This window comes from Streptomyces sp. NPDC058240, from assembly GCF_042882135.1.
In the GTDB taxonomy this organism is placed as follows: Bacteria; Actinomycetota; Actinomycetes; order Streptomycetales; family Streptomycetaceae; genus Streptomyces.
In genome coordinates this window covers 1-12,816 of sequence record NZ_JBHVWT010000027.1, presented here as the reverse complement: position 1 = coordinate 12,816, position 12,816 = coordinate 1, and the positions used below count along the sequence as shown (strand labels likewise).

The window sequence follows — 12,816 nt, the reverse complement described above, 5'->3', positions numbered from 1 at the left end:
GTCACCGATCCCGCCGTGTTCCTGCGGATCTCCTGCCCTGCGGACGCCCTCCTGTCAGGAGTGGTCCGACAGCGTCACCAGCACGTTGAGCCGACGCGGCGCGTCCGCCACCGACCTGGCGGAGGCGGATGAGTCGCTTCGGCGCATCGCGCGGTACGAGGCGCGGTTCCGTGCCGACGGGCTGCTGCCGCCGGACGGGGTGGTCACCACGACGGTCGCCTACGACTACGGGCGTGCCGTGAACCTGGCCCGCTGGGGATTGTCGGCCCGATTCTGCTACCCGCACGAGGCAGAGCAGGCGATCGTGCACGCGGGGGCTCTGAGCAAGTCGGCCTACGAATCGTGGGAGAGCTTCTCCGCCGCGTACGCGCTGGGCAGGGTGCTGCGCTTCGACGACGAGCAGTACGGCACGTACTACGAGCAGAACGTCACCGCTCACCGCCTCTTGGCGGAGAGCGAGGGCAGTCCGTGACGGAACATCCCTTGGCGCTGACTCCGGTTCACGCCCGGCCCCGCAGAGTCCCGCATTGCCGCACTACGCGCTGAGCGAAGCTCGCCCAGAGCGTAGATCGACGCCTGCGGGCTGGCCGTCCACGTACGTTCGTGGCATGGATATCGTCGAAGTACTCCCTCGGCTGCACATGTTCCGCTTCCCCATCGGCCAGGCGTATCTGTGGCGCGACGGCGCCGATCTGACTCTGATCGACGCGGGCGCCATCGACGCGGCGCCCGCGATCGAGGACGGGGTGCGCAGCCTGGGCCTGGACCCTGGCCGCATCTCCCGGATCGTCGTCACCCACGGCCATTGCGACCACTACGGTGCCGCGCAGGAGCTCGCCGACCGGCACGGCGCCGAGATCCTGGCCCATCGGCTGGATGCCGCGGTGATCCGGGGCGAGGAGGAGATCGCCGATCCCGTCCTGCTCGACTGGGAACTCCCGCTGTGGGAGCACGCGCGGACCGTGCCCCCCGCCCCGCCGACCCGGGTCGACCGCGAGCTGGCCGACGGCGACGAAATCGGGTTCGGCCAGGGTGCCCGGGTGGTCCACTCCCCCGGCCACACCCCCGGTTCCATCGGGATTCATCTGCCGCACCACGGTGTGCTGTTCACCGGGGACTGCGTGGCCAGGGTCGACCGGGTGATGCTGGGCGTCTTCAACATCGACCGGGCGCAGGCCGTGGACTCCTTCCGGCGGCTGGCCGCGCTGGAGCCGGCCACGGTCTGCTTCGGGCACGGCGAACCGCTCACCACCGACGCCGCCGCGGCGCTGCGCGCCTCAGCCGACCGGGACTCCGGCCTCCAGGTTGAGCACGGCTGACCGCTCGCGGGCGCGCAGCGCCCAGCGCAGCCGTTCGTACCGGGTCGGGGGCAGCAGGGTGGCCGCTTCCGCCTCGGTGACGAACCGCCAGCCGCGCAGTTCGGATCCGGGCAGCAGCAGCCGCTGGGCGTCCGCGCCGGTCAGCAGGCCACCGTCGAAGAGCAGCCGCAGGCCCCCGTAGCCGGGCGGCCGGGGTGCCTCCCAGTCGACGACGAGGAGTTTCGGTACCCGGTCGAGATGGATGCCTATCTCCTCGGCCACTTCACGGATCCCGGCCTGGGCCGGTGCCTCGCCGGACTCGACCACTCCGCCGGGAAATTCCCAGCCGGGCTTGTACGTCGGGTCGACGAGCAGCACCCGGTCACGCTCGTCGAAGAGCAGTACGCCGGCCGCCACGGTCTCCGCGGTCGGCTCGGGTGTCTGCACGATCTCGCACGGGGTGGCGGCGCCGCTGCGGACCGCCTCGGCGATGCGCTCGGCCGTCCTGTACGGGGTGAGCGCGCCGGAGTCGATGATGTGGGCGTCGCGGGCGAGCCAGCCGAGCGCCGCCCGGTAGGGCTCGATGTGCTGGTAGGCCCATTGCCGTACCCGTTCGCTGTGCTCCGGGTCCCCGGGGTACTCGACGCGGTCGGCGATCCGTTTACGCAGGATCGTTTCCTCAGGTGAGAGCAGGACATGACGCACCTCGATGCGCCGGGAGGCCAGCCCTCCGAAGATCTCGTCGCGGTACTCCTGTCGCAGCAGAGTCATCGGCACCACCAGCACACCGGACACCTCGGCGAGCAGGGCCGCCGCGGTGTCCACGACCAGTCGCCGCCAGATCGGCAGGTCCTGGAAGTCCGTCACCTCGGCGAGCCTCTTCTGGGGCAGCAGATGCCGCAGCTCCCCGCCGATGAGTTCGGGGTCGTAGAAGGTGCTGTTCGGGATCAGATCGATCAGTTCACGCGCGGCGCTCGTCTTGCCCGCGCCGAACGCACCGTTGATCCAGACGATCACGGTTCCCCCTCTTCCGTAGCCCCCTGTGGCTTGCCCGCAACACCCTGCCGCGAAAACCCGGCTGTGGCGATGCATGTTTCCCGAACAGAACCGTCCGATGCCCGTGGACGGCGTCCGATCGCGTGCGTCCGGCCGTAACGGGGCCGCCGGAAGGTCGTTGGAGCGGACAGGCCGGACCGACGACCAGGGGGGGGCAGCGTGCGTCGCACAGTGCTTGAGCGATTTCCCGCGGGAGGGCCACGAGGCAGTTGGCCTGCGGAGGAGTTCGCGGCCGCCCGCCGCTGCGAGGGCGTGGCGGCCGAGGTGGTGATGGATCTGGAGCAGGACGCGTTCCTGGTGGTCGTTCCGCAGCAGTCACCGGACCGGGGGCACTGAGTCCGGGACCGGGGCCGGGGCCGGGCCCCGCTCGACCGGACGGGCCGGGGAGAGCTCCGGAAGAGCCACGCGTTCTCCTCCCTGTCATCACAATTCCATCACCAGCGGAGCATGTGGCTCCCGGGTGCTGATCCGGGGCCGTTACGGTCATCCCTCCATGAACCGCACCAGGGGGGACGTATGTCTCAGAATCAGCAGCCGCCATGGAGGCAGCCGCCATGGGGGCAGCCCCCCAGCCGCCCGGCAACAACCCGTACGGCACGCCCGCGCCGCCGGAGCGTCGTCCGAAGTGGACACGGAAACGGATCCTGATCCCGGCCGCCGCCGTCCTGTTCTTCCTCGGCGTGGGCATCGGTGGCGCGGACGATCCCGCCAGGACCGAGAAGACGGCCGACGCGAAGGCCGCACCGTCCGCGACGGTGACGGCGACAGCCACGGTGACGGCCACTCCGGCACCGTCGGCCACCAGGACGGTGACGGCGAGCCCGGAGCCGGTACCGACCGTCACGAGGACCAAGACCGTCAGGGTGACGGTCGCGCCCGCGACCGAGGACGGCGGCACGTCCGGTGGATCCGTCTCGGGCGGGGGCGGCAGCAGTACGTACTACGCCAACTGCTCCGCCGTGCGCGCGGCCGACGCCGCGCCCATCCACGCGGGAGAGCCCGGCTACGGGCGGCATCTCGACCGGGACGGGGACGGGGTCGCCTGCGAGTAGCCGCCCACCGGCGGCCGTCGCGGCCTACCCCTTGCTGGAGCCCAGGGTGAGGCCCGCGATGAAGTGGCGCTGGAGCAGGAGGAAGACGACGAGCGTGGGCAGGGCGACGATCACCGAGCCGGCGGCGAGCAGGTTGTAGTCGGTGAAGAACTGGCCCCTGAGGTTGTTCAGCGCCGAGGTGATGGGGAGTTTGTCGCCGTCGGAGATGAAGACCAGCGCCCACAGGAAGTCGTTGTACATCCAGGTGAACTGGAGCGTGCCGAGCGCGGCCAGGGCCGGGCGGCACAGGGGCAGGGTGATCCGCCAGTACTGGGTCCACACGCCCGCGCCGTCGACGATGGCGGCCTCCAGGATCTCCTGCGGCAGGGTGCGCATGAAGTTGGCCAGGACGAAGACGCAGAAGCCGAGCTGGAAACCGATCTGGACGACGACGACGGCCCAGTACGAGTCGTACATCGTCATCGAGTCGGACATCCAGTAGGGCAGCGGGATGCGGTTGAACACCACGTACAGGGGCGTCACGATCACCTGCTGCGGCAGCAGGTTGCCGGCGGTGAAGAGCATGAGCAGGACGATCCCGCCGCGCATCTTCAGGCGCGCCAGCGCGAAGGCCACGAACGAGGCGAGGAAGAGGGTGACGAGCACCCCCGGCACCGCGATGATCATGGTGTTGACGAAGTACTTCGTCATGCCGGAGTCGGAGAACGCCTGCCGGTAGTAGTCCAGGGAGAGATGGCGCGGCAGCGAGAAGTAGCCGTGCTCCGAGGTCTCGTCGTACGGCCGCAGCGATGCGTACACCGCGAGCAGGAGCGGGGCGAGGAAGGCGAGGGAGACCGCCATCAGGAAGGCGTGGACGCCGATCCGGCCGGGGCGGATCCGACGCCGGGCGGCGGGAACCGGCGGTGCCGGTGGTGCGGCAGGGCGGGCGGGGGCGGCTTGGACGGTCAACGGTTCTTCTCCCCTCGGAGCTCCTGGACCAGATACGTCGCGACGAATCCCAGGGAGACGGCCAGCAGGACCACGGCGATGGCGGAGCCGAAGCCGATCCGGCTGGCCTCGCCGATGATGTTGTCGGTGACGAGCACCGAGAGCAGTTCGAGTCCGTTGCGGCCGTGGTTGACGGCGTACACGATGTCGAACGCGCGCAGGGACTCGATGACGGTGATAACGCCGACGATCACATTGACCGGCCGCAGGGTGGGGAGGACGATGCGGAAGAAGGTCTGGGCCTCGCCCGCCCCGTCGATCGCCGCGGCCTCCTTCAGCGAGGGGTCGACGGCCTTCAGCCCGGCGAGATAGAGGATCATCACATAGCCGGTGTGCCGCCAGGCGGCGGCGAGCAGGACCATCCAGATGTTGAGGTCCGGGTCGCCGAGCCAGTCCGTCGGCGAACCCGTGTCCCCGATGACCGCGTTGAGGGCGCCCTGGTCGCGGGAGAAGACCAGCTGGGCGATGAATCCCACCACGGCGAGCGACAGTACGACGGGCATGTACAGCGTCGACTGGTAGAAGCGGCTGAAGCGCACCCCCCGGTCGATGAGCACGGCCAGCAGCAGTCCGAACGGGGCTGCGACCAGGCCGAGGAAGGCGAGCCAGAGCAGATTGTGCCGGGCCGCGGGCCAGAACTGCGGGTAGTTGGTGAAGAGGTTCCGGTAGTTCTGCGTGCCGACCCACTTGATGTCACCGATGCCGTCCCAGCCGGTGAAGGAGAGCACCACGGAGGCGAGGGTCGGTCCCCAGACGATGGCGACGTCGAGCAGGACGGGTATGCCGAGCAGCACACCGAGTACGGCGAGGTCGCGGCCGGTGAACCGCCGCGCGACCCGCCGTCCGGTGCGCCTGGCCGGGATGAACGACACGGTCGGTACTCCAGGTTCGGTCGGATTCCATCGAGGTCGTCCGGGGTCAGTCGGCGGCGAAGATGGTCTTCTTCTGCCGTTCGATGTCGTTGACCAGGCCGTCCACGTCGTCGGGGTCGCTGATGAACTTCTGGATCGCCGGGATCATGACCGTGGAGGAGAAGTCCGGCCTGGTGTCCCGGTCCAGGAACTGGGAGATCTGCTTGGCTCCGGAGACCAGCTCCACGGCCTTCTTCTGGAGCGGTGAGTACGCGGAGATGTCCGCCTGGTCGCTGACCGCGATGTTGTTCGGGTCGCTCTTCAGGTAGATGTCCTCGGCCTTCCCGGTGGCCAGCCACTTCAGCAGGTCCTTGGCGCTTTCCAGCGCCTTCTTGTTCTTGAGGTTCTTCGACTTCTTCGCCAGCAGGAATCCGTCGATGGGCGCCTCGACCGCGTCCTGCCCGTGCTCCGGGTCGATGACGGGGAAGGGGAAGAAGTCGATGTCGCCCTGTTCGCCCTTGGGGAACTGGGCGCCGGGGTGCGGCAGTCCGAAGACGGCCATGCCGGCCTCCTTCTTCTGGAGGCTGTTGGCGGCCTCCTGCCAGGTACGGCCGTTGGCACCCTGCTGGCAGTACGGCAGGAGCCGGCGCCAGGTGTCGAAGACCTCCCTGACCCGCTTGTCGGTCCAGGCGACTTCGCCCGCCATCAGGCTCTTGTGGAATTCGTAGCCGTTGGTCCGCATGTCGATGTAGTCGAAGGTGCCCATGGCGGGCCAGCCGTCCTTGTCGCAGAAGGCGATCGGGTCCAGCTTGTCCTTCTTCATCTGCCTGGCGAGCGCCACGTACTCGTCGAGCGTCTTCGGCGCCTGATAGCCGCGGTCGGCGAAGAGACTCTTACGGTGGAAGACGGCCCACGGATAGTAGTAGTACGGCGTGAGGTACTGCTTGCCGTCCGCTCCGGTGGACTGGGCTTTCAGCGCGGCCGAGAAGCCTTTGTAGTCCTGCCAGTTGTCGCTGACGTCGTGCAGCAGTCCTTTCTCGGCGAAGAATTGCATCCGGTTGCCGGCGAACCACATGAAGACATCGTCCGGCTTGCCCTGGAGATACCGGCTGATGTTCTCCTGAAAGGTGTTGTGGTCGACGGTGTTGACCTTCACCTTCCGACCGCCCGACTGCGCCTCGTACGCGGCGAAGGCGTCGGCGAACGCCTTCTTCGGGACCGGGTCGGAGGAATTCGACCCCAAGGTGATGGTCCTTCCGTCACCACCGGGGCCGCTCCCGCAGGCGGTGAGCAGCGCGGGCAGCGTCACGGCTCCGGCGCCAACAGCCGCACCACGCAGCAGACTTCGCCGGGACATCCGATGTCCTGCGACACTGCCCGGCACACCTGACCTGTCGTCATCAGACTGCGTCATGCCCAGCTCCTCCGGAGATGCAACCCAACACAACCGAACGTGCGATTGGATCTCACCTCCAAGTGATGGTGTCGTCAAGGGTTTTGACGAGATGCCGGGCAACCGCTGCCGACCCTCTTCCAACAGACTCCAACACGCCCTAACGTAATCGCACGCCTTGGCGTGCACATGCCGTCATCCGATCACGCACGAGTGTGGAGGAACGTAACGATGCGTCATCTTCCAACCCGTACAACCCGAACCAGCCATCGTGGAGTCATCGGAGCGCTGATGGCCGGGCTGCTGTGCGCCGCGGTCGCGACCGTTCCCGCCGCCGCGGACTCGCCCGCTCCCGCTCACGCCGTGACTCCACAGTCCGGAAACGGCCTTGCGCTCACCCCGCCGATGGGGTTCAACAATTGGAACTCGACGCACTGCCGGGCCGAGTTCGACGAGTCGATGGTCAAGGGCATCGCCGACATCTTTGTCGAGAAGGGCCTCAAGGACGCGGGCTATCAGTACGTCAATCTCGACGACTGCTGGGCGAAGCCGCAACGCAATGCGGACGGCAAACTGGAGGCCGATCCGCAGCGCTTCCCGAACGGGATCAAGGCCGTCGCGGACTATGTCCACTCCAAGGGCCTCAAAATCGGCATCTACACCAGCGCCGGCACCAAGACCTGTGACAGCGTGGGACTCCCGGGCGCACTGGGCCACGAGTACAGCGATGCACAGCAGTTCGCGGACTGGGGCATCGACTACCTGAAGTACGACAACTGCAACAACCAGGGCGTCGACGCGAAGAAGCGCTATACGACGATGCGGGATGCACTGGCGGCGACCGGCCGCCCCATCGTCTACAGCATCTGCGAATGGGGCGAGAACAAGCCCTGGGAATGGGCCGGTGAGCTCGGCAACCTCTGGCGCACGACCGGCGACATCAACGACAGCTGGGGCAGCATGCTGTCGATCATGAAGCAGAACCTGCCTCTCGCCGCCGCTGCCGGGCCCGGACACTGGAACGACCCCGACATGCTGGAGGTCGGCAACGGCGGCATGACGGACACCGAGTACCGCACGCACTTCTCCATGTGGTCCATGATGGCGGCGCCGCTGCTCATCGGCTCCGATCTGCGCAGGGCGAGCGCGGAGACCTTCGAGATCCTCTCCAACCACGAGGTCATCGCCGTCGACCAGGACCCGCTCGGCAAGCAGGGCACCGTGCTCTCCTCCGCGGGCGGGCGCTGGGTGGTCACCAAGGAGATGCGGGACGGCAGCCGCGCCGTCGCCCTCTTCAACGAGACCGGCAGCGCACAGCGCATCGCGACGACGGCAGCCGAGGTGGGACTGCCGAAGGCCGACGGGTACACGATGCGCGACCTGTGGGACCACAGCACGTACAACACGGCGGGCACCGTGGCGGCGACCGTCCCGGCGCACGGCACGGTGCTGCTTCGGGTCGCCGCCGACGGCAAGTGGGCCGCACATCCGCCCGCGGTGGAACTCGGCCTGGAATCCAGCCCGTTGATCGAGGCCGGACGTACCGTCACGCTGACCACGACGGTCACCGGTCTGGGCCGCACCCCCGCCAAGAAGGTTTCGGCCCTGCTCACCGGTCCCTCGGGCTGGCGGGTGAAGGCGGTGTCGCCGACCGGTTCACCGGCCCTGCCGACCGGCCGCTCGCTGACCACCCGCTGGCAGGTGACGGCTCCCGCGGGCACCCCCACCGGTGCGTACGATCTGACACTCGACGCCCAGTACCGCTCACCGACCGGGACACGGGTGCGGTCCACGGTCCCGGTCCGGGCCCATGTGGTGGTCGCGCCACCGGCGGGCGGCGGCTACCTGAGCGAACTGCCGCAGCTCTCCGCGGCCAACGGCTGGGGCCCGGTCGAGAGGGACACCAGCAATGGAGAGAGCGGTGCGGGCGACGGGAATCCGCTGACGATCGGCGGCACGGTCTTCACCAAGGGCCTCGGCGTGCACGCCGACAGCGCCGTCGAGTTCTACACCGGCGGGGCGTGCAACACCGTGACGGCGCAGGTGGGGGTCGACGACGAGAAGGGCGCCAAGGGGACGGTCGCCTTCGAGGTCTGGGCCGATGGTACGAAGGCCGCGTCGACCGGCGTACTGACCAACGCGATGCCCGCCCAACCGGTCACCGCGGATGTGAGCGGTGCGCAGGTGGTACGACTGGTGGTCACCGACGGCCGGGACGGCGTCGATTCCGACCACGCGGACTGGGCGGACCTGCGGATCACCTGCTGACAGGGACCGCGGTGGCGGCGACGCCAGGCGTTCGGCCGCCAGGCGGGTTTCGGGGCATCGCCCCCCGGAACCCGCCCGGCGCTCTCCGTGCCCCGCACTCGACGGCATCGTCCGGTCCGCCCGGCCCCGGTCAGCCCTGGACGGCCGCCACACCGCCCGGACCCACCCGCGCCGCCGCGGCGGCGGCGCCCACCAGGCCCGCGTCGGTGCCCATCACCGCCGGGGCCACCTCGATCCGCCGGATGAAGGAGAGCGTGGCGTACCGGCGCAGGGCCCGGCGCAAGGGTTCGAAGAGGATGTCGCCCGCACCTGCCACTCCCCCGCCGATCACCGCGATGTCGATCTCGACGAGCGCGGCGGTGGCGGCGATCCCGGCGGCCAGCGCCTGAGCGGCGCGCTCGAACGAGGCGAGGGCGATCGGGTCCCCCGCGCGCGCGGCGGCTGCCACGGCAGCCGCCGAGGCATCGCCGTCCGGTCCGGGCCGCCAGCCGGCCTCCAGCGCCCGGCGGGCGATGTTCGGACCGCTGGCGATGCGCTCGACACAGCCGCGCGAACCGCACGGACACGGGTCGCCGTCCAGATCCACGCTCACATGACCGATGTGCCCGGCGTTGCCCGTGGGGCCGGGGTGGAGCTTGCCGCCGAGGACCAGCCCGCCGCCGACACCGGTCGACACGACCATGCAGAGCGCGTTGTCGTAGCCGCGGGCGGCGCCCAGCCAGTGCTCGGCGGCCGTCATCGCGACCCCGTCGCCGACCAGTTCGACGGGCAGTCCGCCGACCGCCTTGCCGACCCGTTCCACCAGTGGGAAGTCGCGCCAGCCGGGGACGTTGACCGGGCTGACCGTGCCGGCCGAGGCGTCGACCGGGCCCGCGCTGCCGATACCGACCGCCGCCGCCCGCTCCCACAGCGGCGAGCCGGACAGCTCGGCGAGGACCTCCGTCACGGCGCCCATCACCGTCTCGGCGCTCTCGCGGGCGGGCGTCGGCCGCTGCGCCCGTACGAGAAGGGCGCCGCCGCCGTCCACCAACGCGGCGGCGATCTTGGTACCGCCGATGTCCAGCGCGGCGACGAGGTCGGTATGCATCGGTGTGGCTCCGTGAGTAGGGGGCGGGGACCTGCGGCTTCAGGAAACAGTCTGCCCAGTCTCCATTCAGCTGACAACGTTGTCCAGGGCCTATGCTCGACGGCACAGCCTCCGGCCGGCTCCGCGGCACCGCCCGCGGACCCGCCGGACCGCCCGCACCCGAGGACAGGACAGCGCACCGTGGCCGAGACCGCCCGTCACTCCGAGACCCGTTACGGCAACCGGCCGACCATGAAGGATGTGGCGGCCCGCGCCGGAGTGGGCCTCAAGACGGTCTCCCGCGTGGTCAACAGTGAGCCGGGGGTCACGCCCGACACCGAGCGCCGGGTCCAGGAGGCCATCGAGGCGCTCGGCTTCCGGCGCAACGACAGCGCGCGCGTCCTGCGCAAGGGCCGCACCGCCTCGATCGGACTGGTCCTGGAGGACCTCGCCGACCCGTTCTACGGACCGCTGAGCCGTGCGGTGGAGGAGGTCGCGCGGGCACACGGCGCCCTGCTCATCAACGGGTCGAGCGCCGAGGACCCGGAGCGCGAGCAGGAGCTCGTGCTCGCGCTGTGTGCGCGCCGGGTGGACGGGCTCATCGTGATTCCGGCCGGTGACGACCACCGCTATCTGGAACCGGAGATCAAGGCGGGCGTCGCCACCGTCTTCGTGGACCGGCCGGCGGGCCGCATCGACGCCGACATGGTCCTCTCCGACAGCTTCGGCGGCGCCCGCGAAGGCGTCGCCCACCTGATCGCGCACGGCCACCGCCGGATCGGCTTCATCGGCGACCAGCCGCGCATCCACACCGCCACCGAGCGGCTGCGCGGGTACCACGCGGCGATGGCGGACGCGGGGACGGAGGTCGCGGACTCCTGGGTGTCCCTCGGTTCGACCGAACCCGACCGGGTGCGGGCCGCCACCGAGCGGATGCTCGCCGGCCCCGAGCCCGTCACCGCGATCTTCACGGGCAACAACCGGGTGACGGTGACGGTGGTGCGTGTCCTCGCCGAGCAGGAACGCCGCATCGCCCTGGTCGGCTTCGACGACATCGAACTGGCCGACCTGCTCGGCATCACCGTCATCTCCCAGGACGCCGCCGCCGTCGGCCGCACCGCCGCCGAGCACCTCTTCCGCCGCCTGGACGGCGCCGACCACGCCCCGGCCCGGGTGGAGCTCCCCACGACGCTCATCCCGCGCGGCTCGGGCGAGTTGCCGCCCGCCTGAGAGCCTGTCGGGTGACCTCTGATCGGGCGGCTCGCACGTCGTCGTCGGCTACGGCGCGGTCACCGTGAGATCGGCCCGTCGCGGCGACGCGAACCCGTCCAGCTCCGCGCGCGTCAGCCCGGTCAGGCGGACGACCTCGTCGGTGTCCAGGGCGCCGCAGTCGATGCCGCGCAGGAGGTAGCCGCTGAGCGCCTTGGCGGTGGCGGGTTCGTCCATGACGTCGCCACCGGCCTTGGCCACGTACGCGGCGAGCCGTGCGGCGGCCTGTTCCAGGCCCTCGCGGTAGAAGGTGTACACGGCCGCGTACCGGGTCGGGAGATGGCCCGGGTGCATGTCCCAGCCCTGGTAGTAGGCGCGGGCCAGGGCACGGCGGGTGAGGCCGTAGTGGAGCCGCCAGGCCTCGTGCACCTGAGGCGTGGGACCGACCGGGAGGACGTTCGTGGAGCCGTCCGAGACCCGTACGCCGGTGCCCGCGGCGGCGACCTGCATGACGGCCTTGGCGTGGTCGGCGGCCGGGTGGTCGCCGGCCTGGTAGGCGGCGCTGACACCGACGCAGGCGCTGTAGTCGAAGGTGCCGTAGTGCAGTCCGGTGGCACGGCCCCGCGCCGCGTCGATCATCCGGGCGACGGCGGCGGTGCCGTCGGCGGCGAGGATGGACTGGCTGGTCTCGATCTGGATCTCGAAGCCGAGCCGCCCGGCGGGCAGCCCGTGGGCCTGCTCGAACGCTTCGAGCAGCCGGACGAAGGCGGTGACCTGCTCGGGGTACGTCACCTTGGGGAGCGTGAGGACCAGTCCGTCGGGCAGGCCGCCGGCCTGCATCAGACCGGTGAGGAAGATGTCCGTGGTGCGGATGCCGCGGTCGCGTACGGCGGCCTCCATGCACTTCATCCGGATGCCCATGTACGGGGCCGCCGTGCCGTTCCCGTACGCCTCCGAGACCAGCCGGGCGGCGCGGGCGGCAGCCTCGTCCTCCTCGGCGTCGGGGCGGGGGCCGTAGCCGTCCTCGAAGTCGATACGGAGGTCCTCGACCGGCTCGCGCTCCAGCTTGGCGCGCACCCGGTCGTGGACGGGCGCGGCGAGTTCGTCCGGGATGCCGAGGACGGCGGCGAACGAGGCCGCGTCGGGGGCGTGCTCGTCGAGGGCCTCGATGGCCCGGTCGCCCCAGGAGCGGATGGTGTCCGCGGTGAACGTGTCGCCGGGGACGTAGACCGTGTGGACCGGCTGGCGCGTACCCGGGTCTCCCGGATAGCGGCGCGCGAGCTCGGCGTCGACCGCGGTGAGGGAAGCGCTGATCTCCTCGCTGACCGCACCGGCGAGGCTCGTTGCCACCTTCTCCTGCTGACCCATCTCCACACCCTCCACAGTCACGTCGTTTCCGCTTCCCGGAATCAACAATCCGTATAGTGAAGTTATAAGGCCGTCGGACCTGCGTCAATGGTGGTCGGAAAGGGTGCGGGGCCGTGTGGTGCGTGTGCACCGCACGGCCCCGGACCGTCGGACTGGTCTTGCGGTTCCGCCGAGGGTCAGCCCTTGCGGCTGTTGACCTCGTCGGTGAGCTGGGGGACGACCTGGAAGAGGTCGCCGACGACGCCGTAGTCGACGAGGTCGAAGATCG

General features: G+C 70.0%; 12 protein-coding genes. 6 read left to right on the top strand and 6 right to left on the bottom strand.

Features of this window, described 5'->3' with window-relative positions:
- The first annotated feature begins 7 nt into the window (after positions 1-7).
- Entirely contained in the window at positions 8-472 is a 465-nt protein-coding gene (locus tag ACFVX4_RS29785) for a DUF1266 domain-containing protein (RefSeq protein WP_389983043.1), read from the top strand.
- 136 nt (positions 473-608) lie between these two features.
- Positions 609-1,319: an MBL fold metallo-hydrolase gene (locus ACFVX4_RS29780; RefSeq protein ID WP_389982910.1), complete on the top strand. Its 711-nt coding sequence runs from the start codon at positions 609-611 to the stop codon at positions 1,317-1,319.
- Here the strand turns inward: ACFVX4_RS29780 and ACFVX4_RS29775 are convergent.
- On the bottom strand, positions 1,278-2,315 hold the full coding sequence (locus ACFVX4_RS29775) for an NUDIX domain-containing protein (protein WP_389982907.1): 1,038 nt from the start codon (positions 2,313-2,315) through the stop codon (positions 1,278-1,280). The genes ACFVX4_RS29780 and ACFVX4_RS29775 overlap by 42 nt on opposite strands.
- Positions 2,316-2,513: 198 nt before the next feature.
- Here ACFVX4_RS29775 and ACFVX4_RS29770 point away from each other — a divergent pair, with 198 nt between their 5' ends.
- Both ACFVX4_RS29770 and ACFVX4_RS29765 read left to right on the top strand, forming a co-directional pair.
- Positions 2,514-2,690 (top strand): hypothetical protein, encoded by a 177-nt coding sequence (locus ACFVX4_RS29770; protein WP_189546495.1) that lies wholly within the window; start codon positions 2,514-2,516, stop codon positions 2,688-2,690.
- A 218-nt stretch (positions 2,691-2,908) separates the two neighbouring features.
- Positions 2,909-3,406, top strand: a complete 498-nt coding sequence (locus tag ACFVX4_RS29765) for an excalibur calcium-binding domain-containing protein (protein WP_389982904.1) — start codon at positions 2,909-2,911, stop codon at positions 3,404-3,406.
- 24 nt (positions 3,407-3,430) lie between these two features.
- Here ACFVX4_RS29765 and ACFVX4_RS29760 read toward each other — a convergent pair whose 3' ends face one another.
- The 3 genes from ACFVX4_RS29760 to ACFVX4_RS29750 are packed head-to-tail and all read right to left on the bottom strand — an operon-like array spanning position 3,431 to position 6,601.
- Positions 3,431-4,354, bottom strand: a complete 924-nt coding sequence (locus ACFVX4_RS29760; RefSeq protein ID WP_389982901.1) for a carbohydrate ABC transporter permease — start codon at positions 4,352-4,354, stop codon at positions 3,431-3,433.
- Positions 4,351-5,265 carry a carbohydrate ABC transporter permease gene (locus ACFVX4_RS29755; RefSeq protein ID WP_389982898.1) on the bottom strand — a complete coding sequence of 305 codons (915 nt, stop codon included), beginning with the start codon at positions 5,263-5,265 and terminating at the stop codon, positions 4,351-4,353. Before ACFVX4_RS29755 ends, ACFVX4_RS29760 begins: the two co-directional genes overlap by 4 nt.
- Before the next feature lie 46 nt (positions 5,266-5,311).
- Positions 5,312-6,601 (bottom strand): ABC transporter substrate-binding protein, encoded by a 1,290-nt coding sequence (locus ACFVX4_RS29750; protein ID WP_389982896.1) that lies wholly within the window; start codon positions 6,599-6,601, stop codon positions 5,312-5,314.
- A 267-nt stretch (positions 6,602-6,868) separates the two neighbouring features.
- Between ACFVX4_RS29750 and ACFVX4_RS29745 the strand changes: the two genes are divergently transcribed.
- On the top strand, positions 6,869-8,905 hold the full coding sequence (locus ACFVX4_RS29745; RefSeq protein WP_389982893.1) for an NPCBM/NEW2 domain-containing protein: 2,037 nt from the start codon (positions 6,869-6,871) through the stop codon (positions 8,903-8,905).
- Between the two features lie 130 nt (positions 8,906-9,035).
- Here the strand turns inward: ACFVX4_RS29745 and ACFVX4_RS29740 are convergent, their stop codons facing one another.
- Positions 9,036-9,992 (bottom strand): ROK family protein, encoded by a 957-nt coding sequence (locus tag ACFVX4_RS29740; RefSeq protein ID WP_389982891.1) that lies wholly within the window; start codon positions 9,990-9,992, stop codon positions 9,036-9,038.
- A 180-nt stretch (positions 9,993-10,172) separates the two neighbouring features.
- Between ACFVX4_RS29740 and ACFVX4_RS29735 the strand changes: the two genes are divergently transcribed.
- Positions 10,173-11,201, top strand: a complete 1,029-nt coding sequence (locus ACFVX4_RS29735; RefSeq protein ID WP_389982887.1) for a LacI family DNA-binding transcriptional regulator — start codon at positions 10,173-10,175, stop codon at positions 11,199-11,201.
- A 48-nt stretch (positions 11,202-11,249) separates the two neighbouring features.
- On the opposite strand, the gene ACFVX4_RS29730 is transcribed toward ACFVX4_RS29735, so the two are convergent.
- Positions 11,250-12,548, bottom strand: a complete 1,299-nt coding sequence (locus tag ACFVX4_RS29730; protein WP_389983040.1) for a DUF6986 family protein — start codon at positions 12,546-12,548, stop codon at positions 11,250-11,252.
- Positions 12,549-12,816 lie beyond the last annotated feature (268 nt).